We start from the raw sequence: 26,504 nt of genomic DNA on the forward strand, positions 1-26,504 counted from the left end.
AACACCGTGCAGCCCACCCCCGCCGGCCCCGACGACCCGCGCGCCCTGCTCGACGAACTCCGGGCGGACGGCGTCCACCTGTGGGCCGACGCCGGACGCGTCCACTTCCGCGCCCCCTCGGGCACCCTCACCGACGAGCGGCGCGCGCTCCTGCGGGAGCACCGCGACGCGGTCCTGGCCCTGCTGGAGGAGCCGGCCGCGCCGGCCCTGGTCCCCGACCCCGCCTCCCGGCACGAGCCCTTCCCCCTGACCGACGTGCAGGGCGCCTACCTGGTCGGCCGGGGGTCGGCCTACGACTACGGCGGGGTCGCCTGCCACGCCTACGCCGAGCTGGAGTTCGACGACCTGGACCCGGACCGCCTGCGCACCGCGTGGAACGCCCTGGTGGACCGGCACGACATGCTGCGCGCCGTGGTCTCCCCCGAGGGCCACCAGGAGGTCCTGCCCGAGGCCCCCGGCGAGTCCCTCACCGTCACCGACGTCGGAGCGGCCGACCCCCGCCCCCACGCCGAACGGGCCCGGGAACGGCTGCGCGACCTGGTCCCCGACCCCTCGTCCTGGCCGCTGGTGCGCCTGCACCTGACCCGCGGTTCCGGCCGGGCGGTCCTGCACCTGTCCGTCGACCTGCTCGCCGCCGACCACACGAGCGTCCGCCTGCTCCTGGAGGAGCTGCGCGCGCTCTACGAGGACCCCTCCCTCGCCCTCCCCGCGCCGCGGGTGACCTTCCGCGACCACGTCCTGGCCCAGCGGGCGCTGCGCGACGGCGCCGGGTACCACCGGGACCGCGCCTACTGGACGGAGCGCGCGGACGCGCTTCCCCCGGCGCCCGAACTCCCCCTGGCCGACCACGCCGCCGACGCCTCGGCGCGGTTCACCCGGCTGTCCGCCCGCCTGGAACCGCAGGTGTGGGAGGCGCTGCGCACCCGTGCCGCGGGCCGGGGCCTGACCCCCTCCTCCGTCGCCCTGGCCGCCTACGCCGAGGTCGTCGGCCTGTGGTCGCGCCGCCCCGACTTCACCCTCAACCTGCCCGTGCCCCGGCGCCCGGCGACCCACCCGGACCTGGACCGCGTCGTCGGCGACTTCACCTCGCTGACCCTGCTGGCGGTGCGGGCCGACGACGGCGCCACCTTCGCCGAGCGCGCGGCCGCCCGCCAGACCCGGCTCATCGAGGACCTGGACCACGGCCTGTACTCGGGCAACGAGCTGCTGGCCGAGCTGTCCCGGCGCCGGGACGAGACGGCCGTGCTGATGCCGGTGGTCTTCACCGGAGCGCTGGGCGCCGACGACGGGGAGCCCGACCCCGGCGCCTGGGCCGCCCGCGAGGTGTACGGGCTGTCCCAGACCCCCCAGGTGTGGGTGGACTGCCAGGTCTCCCTGAACGGCGACGCCCTGGCACTGCGCTGGGACGTCCGCGAGGGCGTGCTCTGCGAGGGCGTCGCGGAGGACGCCTTCCGCGCCTACCACGACCTGCTGCTCCGCCTGGCGGCCTCCGACGCCGCCTGGGACGAGGAGGCCCCCGTCCCGCTGCCCGCCGAGCAGGTGTTCACGCGCACCCGGGCCAACTCCACCGAGGGGCCGCTGCCCGACGCGCTGCTCCACGAGAACGCCCTGGCCCGCGCGCTGGAGGCCCCCGACACCCCGGCCGTGCTGCACAGCGCAGGCGCCCTCTCGCACGGGGAGCTGTGGCGGCGCGCCGCCGGCACGGCGGCCCTGCTGCGCGAGGCCGGGGCCCGGCCGGGCGACCGCGTGGCCGTCGTCATGGACAAGGGCCCCGAGCAGGTGGTCGCCGTCTACGCCGCGCTGCTGGCCGGAACGGTCTACGTCCCGGTCGACACCACCCAGCCCGCCGCGCGCCGCCGCGCCATCCTGGGCGACGCCGGGGTCCGGCACGTCCTCACCCAGTCCTGGCTGGCCGCCGTCGGCGACTGGGACGCCGACACGGCCGTCATCGAGGTCGACACCGCCCCCGAGGGCACCGCCCCGACCTCCCTCCCCGAGCGGCCGGTCTCCCCGGACGACCCGGCCTACGTCATCTACACCTCCGGCTCCACCGGCACCCCCAAGGGCGTGGTCATCGCGCACCGCGCCGCCCTCAACACCGTCGAGGACGTCGACCGCCGCTTCTCCGTGGGTCCCGGCGACCGCGTGCTGGGCCTGGCGGCCCTGGGGTTCGACCTGTCCGTCTACGACCTCTTCGGCCCCCTGGGCCGGGGCGGGGCGATCGTGCTCCCCGACGCCGACCGGCGGGGCGACCCCTCGCACTGGGCCGAGCTGGCCCGCGAGCACGGGGTCACCCTGTGGAACTCCGTGCCCGCGCAGATGGGCATGCTCGCCGACTACCTGGCCACCGCTCCCGACAGGGCGCCCACGACACTGCGGGTCGCCCTGCTCTCCGGCGACTGGATCCCCCTCACCCTGCCCGAGCGGGTCCGCGCCCACCTGCCCGGCACCGAGCTGTACGGCTTCGGCGGGGCCACCGAGGGCTCCATCTGGTCCATCCACCACCGCATCGGCGAGGCGGACCCGTCCTGGCCGAGCATCCCCTACGGCCGCCCCCTCACCAACCAGACCTTCCACGTGCTCGACGACCGCATGCGCGACCGGCCCGACTGGGTCGCCGGGGAGCTGTACATCGGCGGCGCCGGCGTCGCCGCGGGCTACCTGAACGATGAGGCCCGCACCGCCGAGCGCTTCGTCGCCCACCCCCGCACCGGCGAGCGGCTGTACCGCACCGGCGACCTGGGCCGGTACCGGCCCGGCGGCGACATCGAGTTCCTCGGCCGCGAGGACGACCAGGTCAAGATCCGCGGCCACCGCGTCGAACTCGCCGAGATCGAGGCGGCGGTGCTCTCCCATCCGGCCGTGGCCTCCGCGGCCGTCCTGGCCGTGGGGGACCCCCGCGACCGGCGCCTGGCCGGCTTCGTCGAGACGGCCGTGCGCGGGACCGGTCCGCACGCCGCCGTGGAGGGCGCCGTCGCCGACGCCGCCCGCGCCGCGGCCGACGGGGCCACCGCCGGACTGGACCGCGCCGACCTCGACGCCTTCCTGGAGCGGATGCGCACCACGGCCCTGGAGGCGATCGCCCTCACCCTGACGGAGTCGGGCCTGTTCCGGGACACGGCGCACACCGCGGCAGAGGCCGCCGACGCGCTGAGAGCGGACCGCAGGCACCACCGGCTGGTCCGCCGCTGGCTGGAGGCGCTCGCCGACGCCGGTCGCCTCACCCGCGACGGCGACGCCTTCCGCGACCCGGCCCCGGTCACCCGCGAGGAGCACGCCCGGGGCTGGGCGGAGCTGGCCGCGCTGGAGGCGAAGGTCGACTACGGCACCGAGGTCCTGGACTACATGCGGACCTGCTCCGAGCGGCTGCCCGAACTCCTGCGCGGCGACCTGGACGTGCGCACCCTGCTCTTCCCCGGCGCCGCGCTGGACACCGCCGGCGCCGCCTACCGCGACAACCTCGCCGTCCGCCACCTCAACGCCTCCGCCGCCGCGGCGCTCGCCGAGATCGCCCGCCGCCGCACCGGCGACACGCCCCTGCGGGTCCTGGAGGTCGGCGCCGGCGTGGGCGGCACCACCGAGGCCGTCGTCCACGCCCTGGCCGGGTACGCCGTCGACTACCGGTTCACGGACCTGTCGCCGTTCTTCCTCACCGAGGCCAGGGAGAGGTTCGCCGACTTCCCCTGGGTGTCCTTCGGCCTGTTCGACCTCGACCGCGACCCCCGGTCCCAGGGACAGGAGCCCAACTCCTTCGACGTGGTCGTGGCGGCCAACGTCCTGCACAACGCCGTCAGCGCCGACACCGCGCTGGCCCGCCTGGGGGAGGTGCTCGTCCCCGGCGGCCACCTGCTCTTCATCGAGACCACCCTCGAACGCGACCCGGCCCTGCTGGTCTCCATGGAGTTCATGGAGGGCTTGGGCGGCGGCCACCGCGACGCCCGCACCGACGACGACCGGACCTTCCTGGACCGCGCCCAGTGGGCGGACACGCTGGAGCGCGCCGGGGCGGCGGCCCCGCTCGTGCTGCCCGACGCCGCCGACCCGCTCTCCGGGACCGGGCAGACCCTGTACCTCACCCGGCTCAAGACGGACCGGCTCCCGGTCGGCCCGGACGGGCTGACCCGCCACACCGCCGCCCGCCTGCCGGACTACATGGTGCCCGCCCGGTGGCGGGTCCTGGACTCGCTGCCGCTGACCGGCAACGGCAAGGTCGACCGCGCCGCCCTGGCCCGCGACCTGCCCCGGGAGGAGGGCGCGGCGACGGTGGAGACTCGGTCCGCCGAACCCGCCGACGACCTGGAGCGCGCCCTGGCCGCACTGTGGGCCGAACTCCTGGAGCGCCCCCGGGTGGGCCGCACCGACGACTTCTTCGACCTGGGCGGCGACTCCCTGCTGGTCGCCCGCATGGTGGGACGCCTGGGCGAGGCCCTGCCCGGCACCGGGGAGGACATCGAGTGGGAGGTCGTGCTGCGCCACATGCTGCGCACGCCGACCGTCGCGGGCCTGGCCTCCTACCTGCGCGACCTCTCCGGGCAGAGGGACGCCGCCACCGCGGGCACCGCCGACCCGTACGTGCCCCTCAACGGCCCGGGCGGCGGTACGGTCACCGCGCTCGTCCACGCCGGGACGGGCACCATCATCCCCTACCGGGCCCTCATCACAGAGATCCGCCGCCGTGCCGCCGGGCGGGGCACGCTGGTCGGCCTGGAACTGCCCGACGTGCCCGCCTTCCTGGCGGCCGACCCGGCAGAGGTCATCGAGAAGTGGGCCGCCGACTACGCCCGGGCGCTGCTGGAGCGCGGCGGCGACCGCTTCCACGTCGTGGGCTACTGCCTGGGCGGGCTCATCGCCACCGAGGTCGCCCGCACCCTCACCGAGGCCGGGGCCGAGGTCGCCTCGCTCACCGCGATCAGCACGCACCGCCCGCCGTTCCGGCTCGACGACGAGCTCATCTCCGAGTACGCCTTCGCCGTCATGATGGGCATCGACCCGGTCTCCGTGGGGTTCCCCGCCGACGAGGACCGGGTGTCGGCCGCCTCCGACCTGCTGCTGGAGGCCACCCCCGGGCTGCTCCCCGACGGGGCCATCGGCCGGCTGGAGGGGGAGTACGCCGACGTCGCCGCGTGCTTCCGCGCCCTGGCCGAGGTGCCCCGCGAGGTCCGCGTGGCGCGCATGTGCGCGGCCGTGCCGCCCTCGGCGGGCACCTACGAACCCGAGGCGCTGGACGAGATGTTCCGCGTCTTCCGCCAGAGCGTGTTCTCCATCTCGCGCTACGAGCCGCAGCCCTACGCGGGCGACGTCACCTTCGTCCGGCACGGCGGCGCCTACCCCTTCCCCGGTAACAAGGAGAGCGTCACCGCCTACTGGGAGCGGCTGGTCCTGGGCGACCTGTCGATCGTGGACGTCCCCGGCGACCACTTCGGCATGCTGTCGGTGCCCTACGCGCCCGGCATCCTCAAGCACCTGGACGCGATCACCGGCGGGGACGTGATCCGGTGACGGAGGAGTCCCTGATCGGGGTGGTGGGGGCCTCGGGCGCCGTCGGCGCCCCCGCCGCCCGGTTCCTGCGCGCCCTGGGGCACACCCGCCTGCGGCTGGGCGGGCGCCGCCCCGGGCCGCTCGACGCCCTGGCCGGCGAACTGGGCAGGGGGGCCGAGGCCGTCCCCGTCGACGTGCACGACCCCTCCTCCCTCGCGGGGTTCTGCGAGGGGTGCGCCGTGGTGCTCAACTGCGCGGGCCCCTCCTACGCCCTGGTCGACAGGGTCGCGCTCGCGGCCCTGGCCGCCGGAGCGGACTACGTGGACGTCACCGGCGACGAGCCCGTGGTCGCCTCCCTGACCGGGAACCCCCTGCTGGAGGGGCGCACGGCCGTGGTGTCGGCGGGCCTGCTGCCGGGCCTGTCGGCCCTGCTGCCCCGCCTGGCGGCGGCCCGGCACGGGCTGACCCGGCTGCGGGCCCACGCGGGGGGCCTGGAGCGGTGCACCGAGGCCGCCGCGGGCGACCTGCTGCTGTCGCTGCCCGGAGCGGCGGACCCCGCCGCCGTGTTCGGGACGCCGCTGGCGGCCTGGCGCGGCGGGGAGGTCGTGCCCCGCGCCCTGCGCGCCGCCGACGGCGTGCGGGCCCCGCACTTCCCCCTCCCCGGGTTCGTGCAGCCGTTCCTCACCGAGGAGGTGCGCAGGCTCGCCCGCGACCTGGGGCTGCGCGAGGCGGAGTGGTCCAACGTCCACCTCGGCGGGCGCACACGCGCCCTGCTGTCGGCGTTCGCCGGGCGCCCGCCCGCCGACCCGGCCGCGGCCGCGGCCGGCCTGCGCCGGGCCGCGGACCTGGACCTGGCCGGGCGCGAACCGTTCCACCTCCTCGTCCTGGAGCTGAGCGACGGCCGGGGCCGGGACACCACCCTCGTGCTGCGCACCGCGGACGGCTACCGCACCACCGGGCACGTCGGCGCCTGGACGGCGCTGGAGGTCCTGGAGGGGCGGGTGCCCCGCGGGGTCCACCACGCGGCCGACGTGCTGGACCCCGAGCCCGCGGTCGCGGCGCTCTTCGCCGACCCGCGGACCGGGACCCTCCGGGAGTACGAGGGCGCGCCCGGCCCCGGCGGCGCCGCCGTCGAGGAGGGCGCACTGTGAACGGCGGGCCGCTGCGCACCGTCGTCTGCGGGACGGGGTTCGGGCGCTTCTACCTGGAGGCCCTGCGCCTGCTCCCGGAGGACTTCGCCCCGGTCGGGATCCTGGCCAGGGGCGGGGACTTCTCCCGGGCCTACGCCCGCGAGCAGGGGCTGCCCCTGTACACCTCCGTCGAGGATCTGCCCGGGGACGTCGACGCGGCCTGCGTGGCCGTGGGGTCGGCGGTCTCGGGCGGCCCCGGCGCGGAGATCGCCCACGGCCTGCTCGCCCGGGGCGTCCACGTCCTCCAGGAGCACCCGGTCCACCACGACGAGCTGGCCGGGCTGCTGCGGGCGGCGCGCGGCGCGGGCCTGGTCTACCACCTCGACCCCTTCTACCGGCACGTCCCGGCCGTCGGGCGGTTCCTGGACGCGGCGGCGGAGATGCGCCGCCGGGGCCCCGTCCTGGCCGTGGACGCCACCTCCGCGCTCCAGGTGCTCTACCCCCTGCTGGACGTCCTGGGACGCGCCCTGGGCGGGCTGCGCCCCTGGGCGGTCACCGACCCGCTGGACCCCGGGACCGCGCACCCGGCCGCGACGCCCCCGCCCTACCGCGTGGTGCAGGCGACGGTCGCCGGGGTCCCGGTCACGCTGCGCGTCCAGAACCAGATCGACCCCTCCGACGGGGACAACCACGCCCTGCTCTGGCACCGGCTGTCCCTGGCCGCGGAGGGCGGGGTGCTGGCCCTGGCCGACACCCACGGGCCGGTGCTGTGGCACCCGCGGCTGCACGCGCCCCGGGACGGCCACGGGCGGCTGCGCTCGACCGGCCCCGGGACGGACCACCTGGACGAGCCCGCGGTCACCGTGCTGGAGGGAACGCTGCCGCCCTCCCACCGCGAGGTCTTCGCCCGCGTGTGGCCCCGGACGCTCGCCCGCGCGATGGCCGACTTCGCCGCCGACGTGCGGACGGGCGCCGACCCCCTGCCGCGCGGCCAGTTCGACCTGTCCGTGTGCCGCCTGTGGCACGAGGTCACCGGCCGCCTCGGCCGCCCCGACATCATCCGGCCCGCCGCCCCCGTCCCCTGGAGGGCCGCCGACTTGGACCGCACCGCCCCGATGGGAGCCCCATGACCGCCACCGCACCCGGATCCTGGCTCCGCCGCCCCCGTCCCCGTCCGGGGGCGGGACTGCGCCTGGTCTGCCTGCCCCACGCCGGGGGAGGGGCGGGCGCCTACCGTGCCTGGGCGCCCCTGCTGCCCGACGGCGTCGACCTGCTCTGCGTGCAGTACCCCGGCCGGGAGGACCGCTTCGGGGAGCCCCCGGCACAGGACATGGCCGAGCTCGTCGCCGCGGTCGCCGGTGAGCTCGCCCCCCTCCTGGACCGCCCCTACGCCCTGTTCGGGCACAGCATGGGATCGGCGGTCGCCTACGAGCTGGCCCGCGCCCTGCGCGGCTCGGGCGCCCCCGCCCCCGAGCGCCTCTTCGCCTCGGGCCGCAGGGCCCCGGCGGACGCGCCGGCCGGCCGGGTCCACGAGGGTGACGACGACGCCCTCGTTGCGGAGCTGCTCCGCCTGGGCGGCACCGAGGAGGAGGTCCTGGCCGACCCCGGGCTGCGCGAGGCCGTACTGGGCTACATCCGCGCCGACTACCGGCTCGTCGAGCGCTACCGGCCCTTCCCCGGGCCCGTCCTGGACTGCCCCGTGAGCGTGTTCCTGGGGGACGCCGACCCCGAGGTCGACACGTCCAACGCCGGGCGGTGGTCGGCGACCACCACCGGCCGCGTCGACGTGCAGGTGTTCCCGGGCGACCACTTCTACCTGGTGCCGCAGCGGCGGGCCGTCCTGTCCGCGCTGCTGCGCCGGCTGGACCCGGCACTGGCCGCCGCCGCCTCGCCCTGGCCCAGCACCCCCTGACCCCTTTTCCCCTATCCACCCTGGAGGACGCACCTGTGACGGCCATCGACTACTACTCACCGGCGGCCGAGTTCTTCGACCTCGTCGGCCACCGGCACCTGGTCTCCAGCGCGCCCGCCCTGCGCGCCGCGCTGACCGGTCTGGACACCGGCCACGGCCCGGTCCTGGACATCGGGGCCGGCACCGGCCTGGTGACCGCGACCATCGCCGGGATCCTGCCCTCCGCCCGGATCCTCTCGGCGGAGCCCTCGCCGGTCATGCGCGCCGTCCTGACCAGCCGGGTGTTCTCCGACCCCGCCCTGCGCGGGCGCGTCACCGTGCTCCCCGAACCGGCCCAGGAGCTGCCGCTGCCCGACTCCCTCTCCGCGGTGGTGATCTTCGGGGTGGCCGGGCACATCCCCCGGCCCGAGCGGATCGCCCTGTGGAAGCGCCTGGCCGACCGCCTGCCCCCGGGCGCGCCGATCGTCGTGGAGCTCATGGGGGTGGACACCCCCCGGTCCATCCCGTTCGTGCGCATGTGCCGGGAGGCCGTCGGCGAGCAGGTCTACGAGTGGTGGATCTCGGGCGAGCCCGCCGGCGACGGCGTCATGCGCTGGCGCACCGAATGGCGGGTCTTCCGCGGCGGCGAGCAGGTCCGCACGGTCGCCGACGAGTACGACTGGGAGACCTTCGGCGTCGACCGCCTGGCGGAGGAGTCCGGGCTGGCCGTCAAACGCCTCGCGCAGACCGGGCGCGAGGCCACACCGGAGATCGGGGTGCTGGTCAAGTGACCGTCGACGACACCGCCACCGGCACCGCCGCCGTGCCGCCCGCCCCGCCGGAGGCCGGCCCCGAAGCGCGGCCCCCCTCCCCGCTCACGGTCCTCCTGGGACCGGTCCGCGGCCGGGTCGCCACTGCGGCCGCCCTCCAGGGGGCGGCGGGCGCACTCGGCCTGGTGCCCCTCGTCTGCATCGTCGAGATCGCCCGGGCCCTGCTGGAGGCCGGGCCGGCCGACCCCGGCCGCCTGTGGACCCAGATCGGCCTGGCCCTGGCCGGAGCCGTCGCGTCCCTGCTGGCCGGCGCCGCCTCCGCCCTGGTGGGGCACCTCGCCGACAACGACATGCAGCTGGCGGTCCGGCGCTCCCTGGCCGCCCACCTGTCCCGGGTGCCCCTGGGGTGGTTCTCCGGACGCGGGTCCGGCCGGGTCAAGAAGGCCCTGCACGACGACATCGCCGAGGTCCACTCCCTGGTCGCCCACACCCTGCCCGACCTGGCCGCGGTCGTCGCGGTACCGGTGGCCGCCCTCGCCTACCTGCTCCTCGTCGACTGGCGGCTCGGCCTGGTGGCCGTCGCCCTGATCGCCGCGGGGATCCTCCTGTTCGCCCGGGCCATGGCCGGCGGGACCGCCAAACTGGCCGAGGCCGCGCGCGCGATGGGCGACATCAACGCCGCCGCGGTGGAGTTCGTCGAGGGCATCCAGGTGGTCAAGCACTTCGGCGGCCACCGCCGGGCGCACGAGCGCTTCCTGCGCGCGGCCGACGCCTACGCCGACTTCTTCGCCTCCTGGTCGCGCGCCACCACCCCCGTCACGGTCGCGTCGTTCCTGCTGCTGTCGGCGCCCATGGTCACCGTGGCCACCGTCCTGGCCGGGACCGCGTTCACCGCCGCGGGGTGGAGCGACCCGGTGTCCGTGGTCGCCTTCGCGCTCATCGCCCCGGCACTGTGCGCCCCCATGAACGTCATCGGGTCCCGGGTCCAGCAGATCCAGGGCGCGGCCGCCGCGGCGGCCCGGGTCGCCGGGCTGCTGGCGGTCCCCCCGCTCCCCGAGGGGGAGGGCGGTGTTCCGCGCGACGCCCGCGTGGTCTTCGACGGCGTGCGCTTCGCCTACCCGGCCCAGGACGGCCGCGAGGCCGAGGAAGTGCTGCGCGGCGTCGACCTGGTGCTGGAGCCCGGCACGGTCACGGCGCTGGTCGGACCCTCCGGGGCGGGCAAGACCACCCTGGCCACCCTCCCGGCCCGGTTCCACGACCCCACCGCCGGATCGGTCTCCCTCGGCGGGGTCGACCTGCGCGACCTGCCCTCCGAGGAGCTGTACCGCAACGTCGGGTTCGTCTTCCAGGAGGTCCGCCTGCTGCGCGAGTCCGTGGCCGACAACATCGCCCTGGGCCGGCCCGGCGCCTCCCGTGCCGACGTCGAGGCCGCCGCCCGGGCGGCCCGGATCGCCGACCGCATCGAACGGCTGCCCCGCGGCTACGACTCCGTGGTGGGGGAGGACGCCGAACTCTCCGGCGGAGAGGCGCAACGGGTGTCCATCGCCCGGCTGATCCTGGCCGACCCCGCCGTCCTGGTCCTGGACGAGGCCACCGCCGCGGTGGACCCCGTCGCCGAGGCCGACATCCAGGACGCCCTCGGGGAACTCGCCCGGGGCCGCACCGTCCTGGTCATCGCCCACCGGCTGGCCACCGTCGCCGGGGCCGACCGCATCGCCGTCATGGAATCCGGCCGGATCGTCGAGTCGGGCACCCACGACGGGCTCCTCGCCCGCAGGGAACGCTACGCGGCCCTGTGGAGCGCACAGAACGACGGCGGCGAACAGGGAGAAGAACAGTGATCCGCGACCTCCTCAGGGCCATGGGCCCCGGGCACGCCCGCCCCATGGCGGCGGCCCTCGCGCTCACCACAGGCGTGTCCGCCCTCCAGGGCGTGGTGTTCGCGCTCCTGGTCCCCGTCCTGCAACGCCTGCTCGGGCCCGACCCGTCCGCGGCCGCGCCCTGGGCCCTCGTCCTCGCCGCGGTCACCGCCGTGTACGCGGTGCTGCGGTCGGCCGGCCTCTACGTGAACTTCCGGGTGGGGAGCACCATCTCCCGCGCCCTGCACCACCGGCTCGGCGACCACGTGGTCCGGCTGCCCCTGGGATGGTTCACCGGGGCCCGGCGCGGGGAGCTCAACCGCATCGCCACCGACGGCGTCTCGCGGACCACGAACCTGCCCGTCCACACCTACCCCCCGCTCGCCGACGCCGTCGTCACCCCCGTGGTGGCGGTCGCGGCCCTGGCCCTCTTCGACTGGCGGCTGGGCCTGGCCTGCGCCGCGTGCCTGGTGGTCCTGTGGATGGTCTTCACCCTGACCTCGGACGCCGTGGGGCGCGGCGACGCCGCCCGGGACGCCGCGGCCGACGAGGCCGCCGACCGGGTGGTGGAGTACGCCCGGTCCCAGCCGGTGCTGCGCGCCTTCGGCCGCACGGAGCAGGGCCGGGCGGGCCTGGACCGGGCCCTGGAGGCCGAGCACGCCACCGCCCGCACACTGCTCTTCAAAGCGGTCCCGGCCCTGGTCGCCTACGCGTTCGCGGTGCGCCTGGCCCTGACCCTGGTCCTGGCCCTGGTGGTGTACCGGGTGCTCGGCGGCGACCTGTCCGCCGCCACGGCGGTCGCGCTGACCGTGCTGGTCGTCAGGTTCGTCCACCCGCTGTCGGCGGCCGCCGAGCACGGGGCCTCGCTGCGGATGGCGGTCAACGGGCTGGCCCGGATCAACGCCGTACTGGACGCCCGCCCCCTGCCCGAGCCCGAGGCGCCCGTCGCCCCGCAGGGGTCCCTGGTCGAGTTCGACGACGTCCGCTTCTCCTACACCCCCGGCGGGGAGAAGGTCCTGGACGGGGTGTCCTTCCGGGCCGGACCCGGCTCCCTGACCGCGCTCGTGGGCCCCTCCGGCGGGGGCAAGAGCACCGCCGCCCGGCTGCTGGCCCGCTTCCACGACGTCGACGCGGGCCGGGTGCGCGTGGGCGGGGCCGACGTCCGCGACATCGGCGGCGAGGAGCTGTCCCGGCGGGTGGCCGTGGTCTTCCAGGACGTGTACCTGTTCGACGCCACCATCGCCGACAACGTGCGCGTCGCCGACCCCGGTGCCACCGACGGGGACCTCGAACGCGTCGCGGCCCGCTCCGGCCTGGACCGGGTCGTCGCCGAACTCCCCGACGGCTGGAACACCCCGGTGGGGGAGGGCGGCGCCTCCCTGTCGGGCGGCCAGCGCCAGCGGGTCTCGATCGCCCGCGCCCTGCTCAAGGACGCGCCGATCGTGGTCCTGGACGAGGCGTCGGCGGCGCTGGACGCCGAGAACGAGGCGCTGCTCACCCGGACCGCCGTCGAACTTGCGGGGGAGGGGCGCACCGTCCTGGTGATCGCCCACCGCCCCGCCACGGTGGCGGCCGCCGACCACATCGTCTTCCTCGACGGCGGACGCGTCGCGGAACAGGGGTCCCCCGACGAACTCCTCGCCCTGGACGGCCGCCACGCCGCCTACATCCGGGCCCGCGAACGGGCCCGCGGATGGCGGATCACCGCCGACCGCGCCTGACCCCGACCCTCTCCCACTCCCCTGGAGGACCGAGCCCATGACCTCGCCCGTTCCCGACGCCCCCGACGCCCCGGACACGACCGCGGACGGCGCGCCCGCCGCCTTCCCCCTCGCCCGCTCCTGCCCCTTCTCCCCGCCCGACGGGTACGCGCCCATGCGCGAGAAGGGCGGCCTCACCAAGGCCGTCATCCCCAGCGGCAAGGAGGTCTGGCTCGTCACCGGCTTCCAGGACGTGCGCACCGCGCTGTCCCACCCGGCGGCCGGCTCCGACGCCCGCCACCCGGCGTTCCCCGCCCTCGGGGACGGCGAACAGGCCGTGGCCGCGGAACTGCGGCCCTTCATCCGCATGGACCCGCCCGAGCACACGCGGATCCGCCGCATGCTCGTCGGCGAGTTCACCGTCAAGCGCGTCCGCGCCATGCGCCCGGCCGTCGAGGCGATCTGCCGGGAACAGGCCGACCGCCTGCTCTCCCTGCCCGCCCCCGCCGACCTGGTCGGCGAGTACGCCAACCGGGTCTCCACCACCGTCATCTGCCGCCTGCTCGGCGTCCCCATGGAGGACCTGGAGTTCTTCCGCCGCATCACCTCGGTCTCGGGGGCCCGCACCAGCACGGCCGAAGAGGTGGGCGCGGCCCTGTCCGACCTGTTCGGGCTCATCGACAGGCTCATCGACGAGAAGGCGCAGGAGCCCGGCGACGACCTCATCAGCCGCCTCGTCAACGGCCCCCTGGCCCGGGGCGAGATCACCCGGACCTCGCTGCTGTCCCAGATCGGCATCACCCTCAACGCCGGGCACGAGACCTCCCGCAACATGATCCCCCTGGCCGCGCTCGACCTGCTGCGCCACCCCGACCAGCTGGACCTGCTGCGCGAGGACCCCTCGCTGTGGCCCGGCGCCGTGGACGAGCTGCTGCGCCACCTGTCGGTGGCCGACGTCATCACCCTGCGGGTCGCCACCGGGGACATCCCCCTGGAGGGGGCGACCATCCCCGCCGGGGACGGCTTCATCGCCCTGCTGGCGGCGGCCGACCACGACCCGCGGGCCTTCCCCGACCCCGGGCGCCTGGACATCACCCGGGCCCAGCGCAACCACGTCGCCTTCGGCTACGGAGCCCACCAGTGCGTCGGCCAGAACCTGGGGCGCCTGGAGATCGAGGTCGCCCTGCGCGTCCTCTTCGAGAAGGCCCCCGGCCTGCGCCTCGCGGTGCCCCTGGAGGACCTGCCGCTGCGCTCGACCTCGGCGATCTTCGGCCTGGACGAGGTGCCGGTGTCGTGGTGAACCCCGCCCCCGGACTGCGCCTGGCCGCCGACGCGGACGTGTGCGCGGGCGCCGGGCAGTGCGTGCGCGCCGCCCCCGAACTCTTCGACCAGGACGACGACGGCCTGGTGGTCCTCCTCGCCGCCGACGTCCCGGAGGACTCCCGGGCCCGCGCCCTGGACGCGGTCGACCTGTGCCCCTCCGGTGCGATCGCCCTCCGGGGACACCCCGCTCCCCCCGCTCCCGACACGGGGGCGGACCGACTCCCCCCTGGGCCGTGACCGCCACGGCTCCGAACAGAAACGAGAACCCACCGATGCGACGACGATCCCTCCTCGCGGCCCTGTGCGCCGCGACCCTGGCCGCCTCCGGGTGCTCCGGGGGCGGGGACGCCCCGGCCGGCGCGGACCCGGCGACGACCCTGCGCTACGCGGCGGTCGGCGCGCCCGCGGCCACCACGAACGACCCGCACGGCCGGGTCGGCAACGAGGCCGACTACCTGCGCTTCGCCATGCTCTACGACGTGCTCACCGTCCTCGACGAGCAGGGCGTGGTGCAGCCCCGGCTCGCCGAGTCGTGGGAGCCGGAGGACGGGGACCTCACGCACTGGCACGTCACCCTGCGCCGGGACGCGGTCTTCTCCGACGGCGCTCCGGTCACCGCCGACGACGTCCTCTTCTCCCTGCGCCGCATCCAGGGCAAGGGGGCCGAGAACAACGGCCGCCTGTCCATGTTCGACCTGGAGGCGTCCTCGGCCCGGGGCGACCACGAACTGGAGCTGGTCACCCGTCAGCCCTACGCCGAGGTCGGCGCGGCCCTGGCCTCCCTGACGTTCGTCGTCCCCGACGGCGCCGACGACATCACCGAGCCCGTCCCCGGCTCGGGTCCCTTCGTCCTGGAGGAGGCCGACGACACCACGGCGGTCCTGACCCGCAACGGGGACTGGTGGGGGCCGGAGGGCGGAGCGGACCGGCTGGAGATCACCGCCATGCCCGACCCGGCGGCCCGCGCGGCCGCGGTCGCCTCCGGCCAGGCGGACGTCGCCGGGAGCGTGGCCCCCGCCACCGCCGAGCAGTACGCCGGGGGCGGGGAGGTCGAGGTGGTCACCCGGCCCGGCGGGGTCAACTACCCGCTGGTGATGGACCTGGAGACCGAGCCCTTCGACGACCCGGCGGTGCGCGAGGCGGTCAAGCTCGCCCTGGACCGGGAGGCGCTCGTCGACACCGTCTTCCTCGGCTACGGGGAGCCCGGCGCGGACCTCGTCGCCCCCTCGGAGCCCTTCGCCCCGTCGGCCGAGCCGATCGGGCGGGACCTCGACCGGGCCCGCGAACTGCTGGAGGAGGCCGGGCACGGAGACGGCGTCTCCCTCACCCTGCACGCCACCAACTCCTACCCGGGCATGGAGGAGGCGGCGGTGCTGGTCTCCGAGCAGCTCGCCGAGGCCGGCATCGAGGCGCGGGTCGAGGTCGGCCCGCCCGACACCTACTGGACCGAGGTGTGGAACGTCGAGCCCTTCTACCTCAACAGCCTGGGCGGGAACGGGTTCGTGGACTTCTCCCGCATGGCCCTGCTCGCCGACGGCCCGATCAACGAGACCGGCTGGAACGACGAGGAGTGGGACGCCGACTTCCACACGGCCCTGGCCACCCCCGACGAGGGCGAGCGCCACGCCCTGCTGGGCGACCTCCAGCAGCGCCTCGCCGACGACGGCGGATACGTGGTCTGGGGGCTCGGCGACGGCATCGACCTCACCGCCCCCGGCGTGAGCGGCCTGCCCACCGGGCCGGGCTTCCACCGGCTGCGGATCGAGCAGGTCGAGGTCTCGGGTTGACGCGTCCGACAGGGGCGGCGCCGCAGGGCGCCGCCCCCCGGTCCCCGGGGGCCCCGCTCCTGGGGCCGCTCGCGGCCCTGGCCCGGGCCTGCCTGCTCCTCGTCGCGGTGTCGGCGGTCGTCTTCGCCGCCACCTCCCTGCTGCCCGGGGACGCCGCCGAGCTGCGGGCGACCCCCGGCGCCACGCCGGACCAGGTCCGCGAACTGCGCGAGGAGCTTGGCCAGGAGGGGCCGCCCTGGCGGCTCTACGCCGACTGGGCCGCGGGCATGCTGCGCGGGGACCCGGGGACCTCCCTGGTCAACGGCCGCCCCGTCCTGGACGCCGTCCTCCAGCGGCTGCCCGCCACGGCCACCCTGGTCGGCGCCTCCCTGGCCCTGGCCGCACCCGCGATGCTCCTCCTGGGCGGGTGGGCGGGCGCGGCGCGGCGGGGCCGCGGCACCGCGACCGCGCTGCTCACCGGCGGGGCGGCGGTGCCGGTGGCGGTGACCGCCTCGGGACTGGCCGCCCTGCTGTCCGGGGTGCTCGGGCTGGTCCCGGCGGTCTCCCTGCTCCCGCCGGGGGAGCCGCCGGTCCGCCACCCGGAGCTCCTGGTCCTGCCGGTGCTGTCCATGGCCCTGCCCACCGCCCTGTTCGGCGGCGGGCTCCTGGCCGGAGCGGTCGCCGACGCCGCCTCCCGCCCCCACGTGGCCGACGCCCGCCGCCGCGGGCGGCCCCTGTGGGCGATCGCCGCGGTGGACGTCCTCCCGTTCCTGCTCGCCCCCTTCCTGCGGGTCCTGGCGGTGAGCGCGGGAGGTCTCATCGCCGCCGCCACCGTCGTGGAGACCCTCTTCGGCTACCCCGGCCTGGGCTCCCTGCTGGTCTCCTCCATCGCCTCGCGGGACGTCCCCGTGATCCAGGCGGTCGCCGTGTCCGCCGCCGCGGTCGTGCTGGCGGGCACCGCCCTCGCCGACGCGGTGGCGGGCGGCACCGACCCCCGGAGGCGGCCGTGGTGAGCCGCGCACTCACCGCCGCCGTCCTGGTCGCGGTCCTGGCCGCGGCGGCGCTGGGCGGCCTGGCCGCCCCGTACGACCCGACCGCCCCGGTCTCGGCCCCCTGGCAGGGGCCGGGCGCGGGGCACCCGCTGGGCACCGACGCCCTGGGCCGCGACGTGTGGTCCCGGGTCCTCGCCGGAGGGGCCGGGCTCCTCTCCGTCTCCTTCGCCGCCGCCCTGGCCGCCTCCCTGGCCGGGGTCGGCGCCGGGCTGGCCGCCGGCTGGTACGGCGGCTGGACCGACCGGGTCCTGAGCCACCTGGCCGACCTCCTGCTGGCGGTCCCCTCCCTGCTGCTGGCCCTCGTGGTGGCCGTGGCCCTGCCCGGGAACGCCGCCGTCGTCACGGCGACCGTGTGCGGAGGGGCGCCGCTCACCCTGCGGGTGGTCCGCGACGCGGTGCGCGCGATCCGCGGCGCCGGGTACGTGGAGGCGGCCCGCGGCCGCGGTGAGCGCTCCGCGTCGATCCTGGTCCGCGAGGTGCTGCCCGCCATGAAGGGGGTCGTCACCGCCGACCTGGGGCTGCGGATCGTGGTGGCGCTCCAGATCGCCTCCGCCCTCAACGTCCTGGGGTTCGGACCCGCTCCGCCCGCCCCGGACTGGGCGCTGATGCTGCGGGAGAACATGCTCGGCGTCGCCATGAACCCGTGGTCCGTGGCCGCGCCGGCCCTGGCGATCGGCCTCACCACGGTCGCCCTGGCGCTCTCGGTCCACCTCGTCACCGCCCGGGGCCCCGGAGCCCCGCGGCGCAGAAAGGACACCCGTGCCGGGATATGAGATCAGCGGCCTGCGGGTCGAGGACGGCTCCGGCCGCACCGTCGCCGGTCCGCTCGACCTGTCCGTGCCGTCCGGCGGCGTCGCGGCCCTCATGGGCGAGTCCGGCTGCGGCAAGACCAGCGCGGTCCTGGGCGCGCTCGACGCCCTGCCCGCCGGGCTGCGCCGGGCGGCCGGGCGGGTGCGGTGGAACGGGGTCCCCGTCCCGGCCGGGAGGGCCGCCCGGCTGTGGCGGCGCGCCCACGTCGGCCTGCTCGGCCAGGACCCCTCCGCGGACCTGCACCCCCTGCGCACCGTCGCGGGCCTGGTCGCGGAGGGCCGTGCCGGCGGGTCCCGGCGCGAACAGGCCGAGGCCGCGGACCGCGTCCTGCGCGGCCTGGGACTGGACCCGCGAATGCTCTCCCGCCGCCGCCCGCACGAGCTCTCCGGAGGCCAGGCCCGGAGGGTGGCCCTGGCCCGGGCCGTCGTCGGCGACCCCGACCTGCTGGTCCTGGACGAGCCCACCAGCGGCCTGGACCCGGCCACGCTGGAACTCGTGGTCGGGATCCTGGACGGGCGCCGGGGGAGGCCCGGACGGGCCACGATCGTCATCACCCACGACCGGGCGTTCGCCGAGAGGGTGGCCGACACCGTGGCCGTGGTCGGTGACGCCCCGCCGGAACGGTCCGGACCGCTCCGGTCGGTGCCGGTCGTGCCAGCCCGGGGGGAACCGGTCCTGGAGCTGCGCTCGCTGTCCGTCGGCGCCCCCGGAGGCGGCCCCCTGCTGCTGGAGGGGGTCGACCTGGCGGTCCCGCCGGGCGGGTTCGTCGCCCTCGTCGGCCCCTCGGGCAGCGGCAAGTCCACCCTGCTGCGCACCCTGGCCGGGCTGCACCCGCCGGCCTCCGGGAGCGCCGCGGTGTCGGGGAGCCCCCTGCCCGAACGGGTCGAGGACCGGCCGCGCGGCCTGCTGCGCGCCGTCCAGTTCGTCGGCCAGGACCCGGCGGGCGCACTCCACCCCTCGCACCGGCTGGGCACGGCCCTGGCCCGCCCCGCGAGGGTCCTGCTGGGGGAGCCGCGCGGACGGGCGCTGGAGCGGGCCGCCTCCCTGGCCGCCGAGGTCGGCCTGCCCCCCGACGCGCTGGCCCGGACCCCCGGCGGGCTCTCGGGCGGACAGCGCCAGAGGGCGGCGATCGCCCGCGCCCTGGCGGCCGAGCCGCGCGTCCTCCTCGCCGACGAGGTGACCTCGGCCCTGGACGCCCACAGCGCCCGGACCGTCCTGGACCTGCTGGACGCCCTGCGCGCCGAACGCGGCCTGGCCGTCCTGCTGGCGACCCACGACCGCGCCGTGGCGGCCCGCGCGGACCTGGTCCTCGCGGTGGATCCGGAGCGCCGGGCCCTGGTCCCCGACCCGCTCGTCCCCGTCCCGGCCGAACGCCGGGCCGGCCGCTAGATTGCCGATATGGACGAGACCGGGGACGACGGCGCGGTGCTGCGGGCCGTGGGCGAGCGGTTGCGGCGGCTGCGCACGGGGGCGCGGATGACCCTCGCCGAGCTGGCGGAGCGGACCGGGATCACCCCGAGCACGCTGTCGCGGCTGGAGACCGGGCGGCTGCACCCCACCCTGGGCCAGCTGCTCCCGCTCGCGCGCGTGTACCGGGTGCCGATCGACGAACTCGTGGACGCGCCCCCGGTGGGGGACCCGCGGGTGCACCTGCGCCCGGTGCGCCGCTTCGGCCTCACCTTCGTCCCGCTCACCCGGCGCGCGGGCGGGGTGCAGGCCTACAAGGTGGTCTACCCGCCCGCCCGGACGCTCCCCGCGCCCGAGCTGCGCACGCACGAGGGCCACGAGTGGTTCTACGTGCTCTCCGGCACCGTCCGGCTGGTCCTGGGCACCGAACAGGACCTGCTGCTGGGGGCGGGGGAGGCGGCCGAGTTCGACACCCGTGTCCCGCACTGGATCGGCAACCCCGCCGAGTCGGCCGCCGCGGAGGTCATCGCGATCTTCGGGACCCAGGGCGAGCGCGTCCACCTGCACGGGGCCTGAGGCGCCGCCGCCCCTTTTGCGGATCCGCAAGAGAACGTGCGCCGCGGGCGCCGGTGCGCCCACCATGGCGGCATGGAACCAGACACCACCCGATCCCCGTCCGGCCGCGGGTTCTGGGAGCAGCGGTACCGCGACGAGGACCCCTCGGGGCCGCCGCCCGCGCCCAACCCCGCCTTCACCGCACTGGCCGGCGAACTCTCCCTCGTGCCGCCCCCGTCGGAGGGGTCCCGGGCGCTCGAACTCGCCTGCGGCCGCGGCGGGGACGCCCTGTGGCTCGCCGCCGCGGGATGGCGCGTCACCGCCGTCGACATCGCGGAGCACGCCCTCTCCGCGCTGGCGGAGCGGGCCCGCAGAGCCGGCCTGGGGGACCGCCTCGACGTGGAGCGGCACGACCTGGCCCGGTCCGTTCCTGCGCCCGGGAGCCGGGACCTCGTCTACGCGAACTACTTCCACACCGTCGTGGACCTCGACCGCGGCGCCGCGCTGCGCCGGGCGGCGCGGTCCGTGGCCGACGGCGGGGTGTTCGCCGTCATCGACCACGGCTCCAGCGCGCCCTGGTCCTGGGAGCAGCGCGACGACCACCCGAGCGCAGAGGACCTGTGGCGCTCGCTCGGCCTCGGGGCCGGCTGGACCCTCCTCGTGTGCGAGGGGCGCTCCCGGCTCGCCCGCGGCCCCCACGGGGGGACGGCGACGGTGGTCGACACCGTGGTGGCGGCGCGCCGTCGGGCGGGCGGGGGTGAGCGCGCGTGAGCTCCGCGGGACCGCGCCGCCGGGACCGGCTGCCGCCCCGGACCGGCCCCGGTGAGAAGGCGGTGCTCACCGGTTTCCTGGACTACCTGCGCGGGAGCGTCCTGGCCAAGGTGGACGGGGTGCCGGAGCACGACCTGCGCGCCCCCCGGGTGCCCTCGGGCACCAACCTCCTCGGGCTCGTCGAGCACCTGGCCCACGTCGAACGCTTCGTCTTCCTGGGGGAGCGGGCCCGCGACTGGCAGGCCACCTTCCACGCCGCCCCGGACGCGAGCCCGCGGGACGTCGTCCGCGGGTACCGGGAGGCCGTCGCGGCCGCCGACCGGGCCATCGCCGCCTGTCAGGACCTGGACCTGCCCGCCCACCCGGGCGGCCCGGGCGGGTCCGCGCCGTCGATGCGGTGGGCGCTGGTGCACATGATCGAGGAGACCGGCCGCCACGCCGGCCACCTCGACATCCTCCGCGAGCTGGCCGACGGGGCCACCGGCCGTTGATATCGGATTTGATAACATTCTCAGAGTTGATAACGTAAGGGCATGGCCACCGCCGACGTCCTCCTCCACCCGGTGCGGCTGCGCGTCGTGCAGTCGCTGTTCGACTCCGACCCGCTGACCACGGCGCAGCTGCGCGACCGCCTCCCCGACATCCCGCCCGCGACCCTGTACCGGCACATCGCCGTCCTGGTCGAGGCCGGCGTCCTGGAGGTGGTGGAGGAGCGCCGTGTGCGCGGGGCCGTGGAACGCGGCTACCGGCTGAGCCGGGGGCGCGTGGAGGTCGACCCCGAGGCCCGGGCCGCGATGACCGCGGACGACCACCGCCGCGCGTTCACCGCGTTCGCCGCCTCGCTGATGGCCGACTTCGACCGCTACCTCGACCACGAGGACGCCGACCCCGTCCGGGACGGCGTCGCCTACCGGCAGGCGGCGGCCTGGCTCACCGACGAGGAGCTGGCCGACCTGGTCGCCCGGATCGGCGAGCTGGTCCTGGCCGCGGCCGGGCGCGGCCCGGGCGGCGGGCGGCGGCGGCGCGTTCTCAGCTACCTGGCGGTACCCGACTCCCACCGGGGCCACGGGGCCCCGCGAGAAGGAAAGTGATCATGTCCGACACCCCCCGAACCGCGGTGGCGCCCGAGTCCGGCCGGAGGGGGCCGGCGCCGGCCCGCAACGGCCCGCGGTGGCTGCGCCCCGCCCTGGTGCGCATCGTGCTGCTGACCGTCCTCTTCCTGGCGGTGCAGGCGCTCGCCGCCCAGGTGATCCTGCCGGTGATGGACCGCCCCCTGTGGGCCCAGACCCTGGGTGTGGGGGTCGCGGTCCTCACCCTGCTCCTCTACGCCGCCATGGTGCGCCTCACCGAGCGCCGGGCCGTCACCGAACTGCGCGTCACGGCCCTGCCCCTGGGGCTGGTGGGCGGTTCGGTCCTGGGCGTCGCGCTGTTCGCGGCGGTGATCGGGATCATCGCCGTGCTCGGCGAGTACACGATCACCGGTCGGGGCTCGGTCGACGGCGTCATGGCGGCGATCGGACTGATGTGCGCGGTCGCGGTCATCGAGGAGGTGATGTTCCGCGGGGTCCTGCTGCGCGTCCTGGAGGAGGCCACCGGCCCGTGGATCGCGCTGGCGCTGTCCTCGGTGCTCTTCGGCGCCATGCACATGGCCAACCCCGGGGCCACCCTGTGGACCGGGACGGCCATCGCCGTGGAGGCGGGCCTGATGCTCGGCGCCGCCTACCTGCTCACGCGCAGCCTGTGGCTGCCCATCGGCCTGCACCTGGGCTGGAACCTCGCGGCCTCGGGGATCTTCGGCACCGCGGTCTCGGGCGTCGACCACGGGGAGACGAGCGTGTTCACCGCCACGGCCTCGGGCCCCTACCTGCTCACCGGCGGCGACTTCGGCCCCGAGGCGAGCCTCACCGCGGTCCTCGTGTGCAGCGTCCTCACCGTGCTGTTCCTCCTCCGGTTCCGGAAGGGGTCCCGAGCGGACCGCTGACCCGCCGCACGGGGGACGCGGGCCCCGCGGAGAGCCCGCCACGCCCGCGTCCCACCGCCTTGACCGGTCCGGCGGCGGCTCCTAGGGTCGTGCACCATGGAGCCCATCGCCACGTTCAGCCTCGTCGCCCTCGACTGCCCCGACCCGGCCGGCCTGGCTGAGTTCTACGCGGCGGTCACCGGTTGGCGGGTCCGCCCCTGGGAGGACGACTCCTGGATCCAGCTCGTGAGCGACACCGGTGCCACGATCGCCTTCCAGAAGGCGCCCGGCCACGTGCCGCCCGAGTGGCCCGGCGACGAGCGCCCGCAGCAGCTGCACCTGGACTTCGACGTCCCCGACCTCGACACCGGCGAGCAGCGGGTGCTCGCGATCGGTGCCCGCAAGGCCGGGTTCCAGCCCGCCCCGGACTCCTTCCGGGTCTACCTCGACCCGGCCGGGCACCCCTTCTGCCTCGTGCGCTCCGGCTGACCGCGGGGCGGGACCCCGTATAGGCCCCGCCCCGCGGGGCCGGGTCAGCGGTCGGCCTCCCCGTCTCCGAGCAGGTGGATGCCCAGGTCGGTGCGGCCGGGCAGCAGGTCCTCCCGCAGCGCGCGCGTGCCGTGGTAGTCGCCGTCCCGCAGGCGGCGGAACGGCCGGGCCGGCTCGGTGTCGAGGGTCTTCAGCCGGTCGCGCAGCCGCCCGGCCTCGCGCTCCAGGCCCTCCGCGTCCAGGGAGTCGGCGTCGTGGACCACGTGCAGGTCCAGCACGTCGATCCCGACGTACCACAGGGTGCCGTGGGTGAGGGGGAACAGGAGGGAGTCGAGGTCGCCGCTGATCCCGCGGGGCCCGATGGAGCGCTCGTCCTCGCCCGCCGTGACCACGACGAGCGCCCGGCGCCCGGCCAGTCCGCCGTCGCCGTAGCGGCGGGGCAGGCCGGAGGCGGGGTCGAGGTCGCCGTAGGCGAACCCCTGGGTCAGCACCCGGTCGAACCAGCCCTTGAGGATCGCCGGCGGCCCGTACCACCACAGCGGGAACTGCAGGACGAGCAGCTCGGCCGCGGCGAGCTTCGCCTGCTCCTCCCGGACGTCCGCGGGGAGCAGGCCCCGGGAGTACGCCTCGCCGGCGAGTTCGGCGACGTTCCCCGGGCGGCCCGCCGGCTCCCCCAGGTCGCGTTCGGCCAGCACGGGATCGAAGCCCTGGGCGTACAGGTCCGAGGCCGTCACCTCGTACCGCTCCGCCAGGGCCTCGGTCCCGGCCCGGAAGAGCCGGTCGTTGAACGACCCGCGGCGGGGGTGCGCGTACACCCACAGGGCGGTGCCGGGTTCGGGCCGGTGGGCGATGGTCATGGTGCGCCTTTCCGTGTCGGTGCGCGGCGGCCGGAGCGGTCCGCCGGACGCCCTCCAGTCAAGCCGCCACCGTGAGACGGGGGAATACCTCCCAGGCTCGGATCGATACGCGATCGTCTAGGCTTGCGGCATGGACACGCTGAGCGAGGTGCTCGACCACATCCGTTCCTCCGGCGCCCTGGTCGGGCGGAACCTCATGTCGCCGCCGTGGTCGATCGGGTTCGACGAGGGCGCGTCGATGACCCTCGTGACCATGCTGCGCGGGGACGGGTGGATCGTCCAGGAGGGGGCCGGGCCCGTGCGCCTGTCCAACCGCGACCTGGCGGTCGTGACCGGCCCGCGGCCGTTCGGCGTCACCAGCGACCCGGACGCGCGGATCGCCCCCCTCTACGTCCTGTCCGCCCAGGGGACCTGCACCGACGGGGCGGGGAGGGCGCTCGCCCAGGAGGACGTCTCCCTGGGCGTGCGGACCTGCGGCACCCGCCTCGACGCCGAGCACGCGCTGCTCACCGGCTCCTACACGGCGACCGGGCGGATCGCCGACCGCCTGCTCACCGCCCTGCCGCGCGTGCTCGTGGTCCCGGGGCGGCACCGGCGCTCGGCGCCCCTGGAACTGCTGGAGGCCGAGATCGCGCGCGACGAGCCCGGCCAGCAGGCGGTGCTCGACCGCCTGCTGGACCTGGTGCTGGTCGGTACCCTGCGCGACTGGTTCGCCCTGCCGGAGGCGTCCGCGCCCCGCTGGTACCGGGCCGCGGCCGACCCGGTCGTGGGGCCCGCGCTCAGCGCGATCCACGACGATCCCGCCCGGCCGTGGGACGTCGGGAGCCTGGCGCGCGAGGCGGAGGTCTCGCGCGCGACCTTCGCCCGCCGGTTCACCGAGGTGATGGGCGAGCCGCCCATCTCCTACCTCACCGGCTGGCGCCTGTGCCTGGCCGCCGACCTGCTGCAGCGCAGCGACGACAGCATCGAGTCCATCGCGCGCCGGGTGGGCTACTCCAGCGCCTACGCGCTGAGCGCCGCCTTCGTGCGGGAGTACGACGTCCGCCCCGGCCGCCACCGCGCCCTGGCCCGGGCCCTGTAGCGGGGGCGCTCCGGCCGGGGCGCCCGGGGGCTTCGGGTGCCGACCGGGTGCGTCCCGGCGTCACATTAGCGCCATCATGTGCGTCGTGGCGCCATCTCGTTCATGCTGTTCAGGGATGCTGGATCCCTCTTCCTCGTGGGTTCGGCGCAAGAATATCTTTGAGTTGTGCCATTCATGTGCCACTATGGCGCCATGGATCTCACGTCATATGTCGCCGCGCTGAGGGACGAGCTCGCCCTCGCCGCCGAAGCGGGCGGAGACGACGCCCGGGCCCTGGCCGAACGCCTCGTCGCACCCCTGGACTCCGCCGCCCGCCTCATGCTGCTCAACGTCCTGTCCGACGCCATGGCCGAGGTCACCCGCGAGCTGGCCCCGGGCTCGGTCGACGTCCGCCTGCGCGGCCGCGACCCCGAGTTCGTCGTCACGCCGCCACCGCCGGAGCCCGAGGCCGCCGACGTCCGGGCCGCCCGGCCCCTGCCGCCCGCGCCGCCCGCCGACACCGAAGGCGAGGGCGGCACCGCCCGCGTCAACCTCCGCCTGCCCGCCCACCTGAAGGGCCGCCTGGACACGGCCGCCGAGCAGGAGGGCCTCTCGACCAACGCCTGGCTCGTGCGGGTCGTCGCCGCCGCACTCGACCCCGCCGACCTCCCCGCCTCCCGCGCCCGCGGCGGCGGCCGCGAGAGCTTCACCGGATGGGTCCGATGAACCCCCGCCCGTCCGCCCCCGACCGTGAGGAGACCGCCATGCCCGCCTTCGACACGCCCGGCCCGACCCCGCTCGTCCTGCGGCTCGAGATCGGCACCGTCCGCGTCACCGCCTCCGACCGGGCCGACACCCTCGTCGAGGTGGCGCCCGCGGACCCCGGCACCGGCGCCGACGTGCGCGCGGCCGAACGGATCGAGGTCACCCGGACCGCCGACGGGATCTCCGTCAGGGCGCCCCGGAGCCTGTCCTCGCTCGGCTCCCGGAACCAGGGTTCCGTCCGGGTGAGCGTGGACCTGCCCGCCGGCTCCCCGGTCCGGGCCCGCACCGAGATCGCCGACCTCCTCTGCGAGGGCGACCTCGGCCACTGCGACCTGCGCACCTCCATCGGGGACGTGACCGTCGAGCGGGCCCGCGGGGCCACCCTCGCCAGCGGCAACGGGACCGTCCGCGTGGACCACGTGGCCGGGGACCTCCGGCTGACCGGATCCGACCGGGTCCGCGTCGGCCGGGTCGAGGGCGCCGCCACCGTCACCGGGCTCAACGGCGGGATCGAGATCGGCGAGGTCGCCGGCGAACTCGCCGTCACCTCCGCCAACGGCCCCGTCCACGTGGGCGGCGCGCACGCCCGGGCGGAGATCCGGTCCTCCAACGGCACCGTCCGCGTCGACGAGGTCGTCCGCGACGAGGTCACCCTGCGCGTCGGCGTCGGCGACATCGAGGTGGGCGTGCGCCGGGCCACCGCCGCCTGGCTGGACCTGAACACCCGCCTGGGCCGCGTCCACCGCTCCCTGGAGGACTCCGACGGGCCGGACGGGGACGAGCGCACCGTCCGCGTCCTCGCCCGCACCGGGGTCGGCGACATCACCGTCCATCCCGCCTGAACGACACGGAAGGGAACAC

At 76.5% G+C, this 26,504-nt stretch carries 23 protein-coding genes; 22 read left to right on the forward strand and 1 reads right to left on the reverse strand.

Annotated elements, in window-relative coordinates:
* Positions 1–6 precede the first annotated feature (6 nt).
* From K1J57_RS22380 to K1J57_RS22470, 19 genes are all read left to right on the forward strand, one after another.
* Positions 7–5,499 carry a non-ribosomal peptide synthetase gene (locus K1J57_RS22380; protein WP_220560570.1) on the forward strand — a complete coding sequence of 1,831 codons (5,493 nt, stop codon included), beginning with the start codon at positions 7–9 and terminating at the stop codon, positions 5,497–5,499.
* Complete coding sequence (locus tag K1J57_RS22385; protein ID WP_220560571.1) at positions 5,496–6,629, forward strand: saccharopine dehydrogenase NADP-binding domain-containing protein; 1,134 nt, start codon at positions 5,496–5,498, stop codon at positions 6,627–6,629. The genes K1J57_RS22380 and K1J57_RS22385 overlap by 4 nt, the downstream gene beginning before the upstream one ends.
* Positions 6,626–7,738: a Gfo/Idh/MocA family oxidoreductase gene (locus tag K1J57_RS22390; RefSeq protein ID WP_220560572.1), complete on the forward strand. Its 1,113-nt coding sequence runs from the start codon at positions 6,626–6,628 to the stop codon at positions 7,736–7,738. The genes K1J57_RS22385 and K1J57_RS22390 overlap by 4 nt, the downstream gene beginning before the upstream one ends.
* The gene (locus K1J57_RS22395; protein ID WP_220560573.1) at positions 7,735–8,520 is read left to right on the forward strand and encodes a thioesterase II family protein; all 786 of its coding nucleotides are present in this window, start codon (positions 7,735–7,737) and stop codon (positions 8,518–8,520) included. Before K1J57_RS22390 ends, K1J57_RS22395 begins: the two co-directional genes overlap by 4 nt.
* A gap of 35 nt (positions 8,521–8,555) precedes the next feature.
* Entirely contained in the window at positions 8,556–9,290 is a 735-nt protein-coding gene (locus K1J57_RS22400; protein ID WP_255646505.1) for a trans-aconitate 2-methyltransferase, read from the forward strand.
* Positions 9,287–11,110 carry an ABC transporter ATP-binding protein gene (locus K1J57_RS22405; protein ID WP_370634486.1) on the forward strand — a complete coding sequence of 608 codons (1,824 nt, stop codon included), beginning with the start codon at positions 9,287–9,289 and terminating at the stop codon, positions 11,108–11,110. Before K1J57_RS22400 ends, K1J57_RS22405 begins: the two co-directional genes overlap by 4 nt.
* Positions 11,107–12,849 carry an ABC transporter ATP-binding protein gene (locus K1J57_RS22410; RefSeq protein WP_220560574.1) on the forward strand — a complete coding sequence of 581 codons (1,743 nt, stop codon included), beginning with the start codon at positions 11,107–11,109 and terminating at the stop codon, positions 12,847–12,849. Before K1J57_RS22405 ends, K1J57_RS22410 begins: the two co-directional genes overlap by 4 nt.
* Before the next feature lie 37 nt (positions 12,850–12,886).
* Positions 12,887–14,128, forward strand: coding sequence for a cytochrome P450 (locus K1J57_RS22415; protein WP_220560575.1), 1,242 nt, complete (start codon positions 12,887–12,889; stop codon positions 14,126–14,128).
* The gene (locus K1J57_RS22420) at positions 14,122–14,388 is read left to right on the forward strand and encodes a ferredoxin (protein ID WP_338151211.1); all 267 of its coding nucleotides are present in this window, start codon (positions 14,122–14,124) and stop codon (positions 14,386–14,388) included. The genes K1J57_RS22415 and K1J57_RS22420 overlap by 7 nt, the downstream gene beginning before the upstream one ends.
* A gap of 35 nt (positions 14,389–14,423) precedes the next feature.
* Positions 14,424–15,938: an ABC transporter substrate-binding protein gene (locus K1J57_RS22425; protein WP_220560577.1), complete on the forward strand. Its 1,515-nt coding sequence runs from the start codon at positions 14,424–14,426 to the stop codon at positions 15,936–15,938.
* On the forward strand, positions 15,935–16,930 hold the full coding sequence (locus K1J57_RS22430; RefSeq protein ID WP_220560578.1) for an ABC transporter permease: 996 nt from the start codon (positions 15,935–15,937) through the stop codon (positions 16,928–16,930). The genes K1J57_RS22425 and K1J57_RS22430 overlap by 4 nt, the downstream gene beginning before the upstream one ends.
* Complete coding sequence (locus K1J57_RS22435; RefSeq protein ID WP_220560579.1) at positions 16,927–17,742, forward strand: ABC transporter permease; 816 nt, start codon at positions 16,927–16,929, stop codon at positions 17,740–17,742. Before K1J57_RS22430 ends, K1J57_RS22435 begins: the two co-directional genes overlap by 4 nt.
* The gene (locus K1J57_RS22440; protein WP_255646506.1) at positions 17,729–19,168 is read left to right on the forward strand and encodes an ABC transporter ATP-binding protein; all 1,440 of its coding nucleotides are present in this window, start codon (positions 17,729–17,731) and stop codon (positions 19,166–19,168) included. Before K1J57_RS22435 ends, K1J57_RS22440 begins: the two co-directional genes overlap by 14 nt.
* A gap of 9 nt (positions 19,169–19,177) precedes the next feature.
* Positions 19,178–19,762 carry a helix-turn-helix domain-containing protein gene (locus K1J57_RS22445; RefSeq protein WP_220560580.1) on the forward strand — a complete coding sequence of 195 codons (585 nt, stop codon included), beginning with the start codon at positions 19,178–19,180 and terminating at the stop codon, positions 19,760–19,762.
* 72 nt (positions 19,763–19,834) lie between these two features.
* A complete protein-coding gene (locus tag K1J57_RS22450; RefSeq protein ID WP_220560581.1) occupies positions 19,835–20,512 on the forward strand; it encodes a cyclopropane-fatty-acyl-phospholipid synthase family protein in 678 nt (225 codons plus the stop codon).
* On the forward strand, positions 20,509–21,003 hold the full coding sequence (locus K1J57_RS22455; RefSeq protein ID WP_255646507.1) for a DinB family protein: 495 nt from the start codon (positions 20,509–20,511) through the stop codon (positions 21,001–21,003). Before K1J57_RS22450 ends, K1J57_RS22455 begins: the two co-directional genes overlap by 4 nt.
* A gap of 42 nt (positions 21,004–21,045) precedes the next feature.
* A complete protein-coding gene (locus tag K1J57_RS22460) occupies positions 21,046–21,603 on the forward strand; it encodes a helix-turn-helix domain-containing protein (protein ID WP_220560582.1) in 558 nt (185 codons plus the stop codon).
* Between the two features lie 2 nt (positions 21,604–21,605).
* The gene (locus K1J57_RS22465; protein WP_220560583.1) at positions 21,606–22,493 is read left to right on the forward strand and encodes a CPBP family intramembrane glutamic endopeptidase; all 888 of its coding nucleotides are present in this window, start codon (positions 21,606–21,608) and stop codon (positions 22,491–22,493) included.
* A gap of 96 nt (positions 22,494–22,589) precedes the next feature.
* Positions 22,590–22,961 carry a VOC family protein gene (locus K1J57_RS22470; RefSeq protein WP_220560584.1) on the forward strand — a complete coding sequence of 124 codons (372 nt, stop codon included), beginning with the start codon at positions 22,590–22,592 and terminating at the stop codon, positions 22,959–22,961.
* 44 nt (positions 22,962–23,005) lie between these two features.
* On the opposite strand, the gene K1J57_RS22475 is transcribed toward K1J57_RS22470, so the two are convergent.
* On the reverse strand, positions 23,006–23,818 hold the full coding sequence (locus tag K1J57_RS22475; RefSeq protein WP_220560585.1) for an NAD(P)H-dependent oxidoreductase: 813 nt from the start codon (positions 23,816–23,818) through the stop codon (positions 23,006–23,008).
* A gap of 130 nt (positions 23,819–23,948) precedes the next feature.
* On the opposite strand from K1J57_RS22475, the gene K1J57_RS22480 reads away from it, so the two are divergent.
* The 3 genes from K1J57_RS22480 to K1J57_RS22490 all read left to right on the forward strand — a co-directional run bounded on the left by K1J57_RS22480 (position 23,949) and on the right by K1J57_RS22490 (position 26,485).
* Positions 23,949–24,899, forward strand: coding sequence for an AraC family transcriptional regulator (locus K1J57_RS22480; protein WP_220560587.1), 951 nt, complete (start codon positions 23,949–23,951; stop codon positions 24,897–24,899).
* Positions 24,900–25,091: 192 nt separating this feature from the next.
* On the forward strand, positions 25,092–25,604 hold the full coding sequence (locus K1J57_RS22485) for a hypothetical protein (RefSeq protein ID WP_220560589.1): 513 nt from the start codon (positions 25,092–25,094) through the stop codon (positions 25,602–25,604).
* 38 nt (positions 25,605–25,642) lie between these two features.
* Entirely contained in the window at positions 25,643–26,485 is an 843-nt protein-coding gene (locus K1J57_RS22490; protein WP_220560592.1) for a DUF4097 family beta strand repeat-containing protein, read from the forward strand.
* Positions 26,486–26,504: the final 19 nt, after the last annotated feature.

It is taken from the genome of Nocardiopsis sp. MT53 (genome assembly GCF_019598965.1).
Lineage (GTDB): Bacteria > Actinomycetota > Actinomycetes > Streptosporangiales > Streptosporangiaceae > Nocardiopsis > Nocardiopsis changdeensis.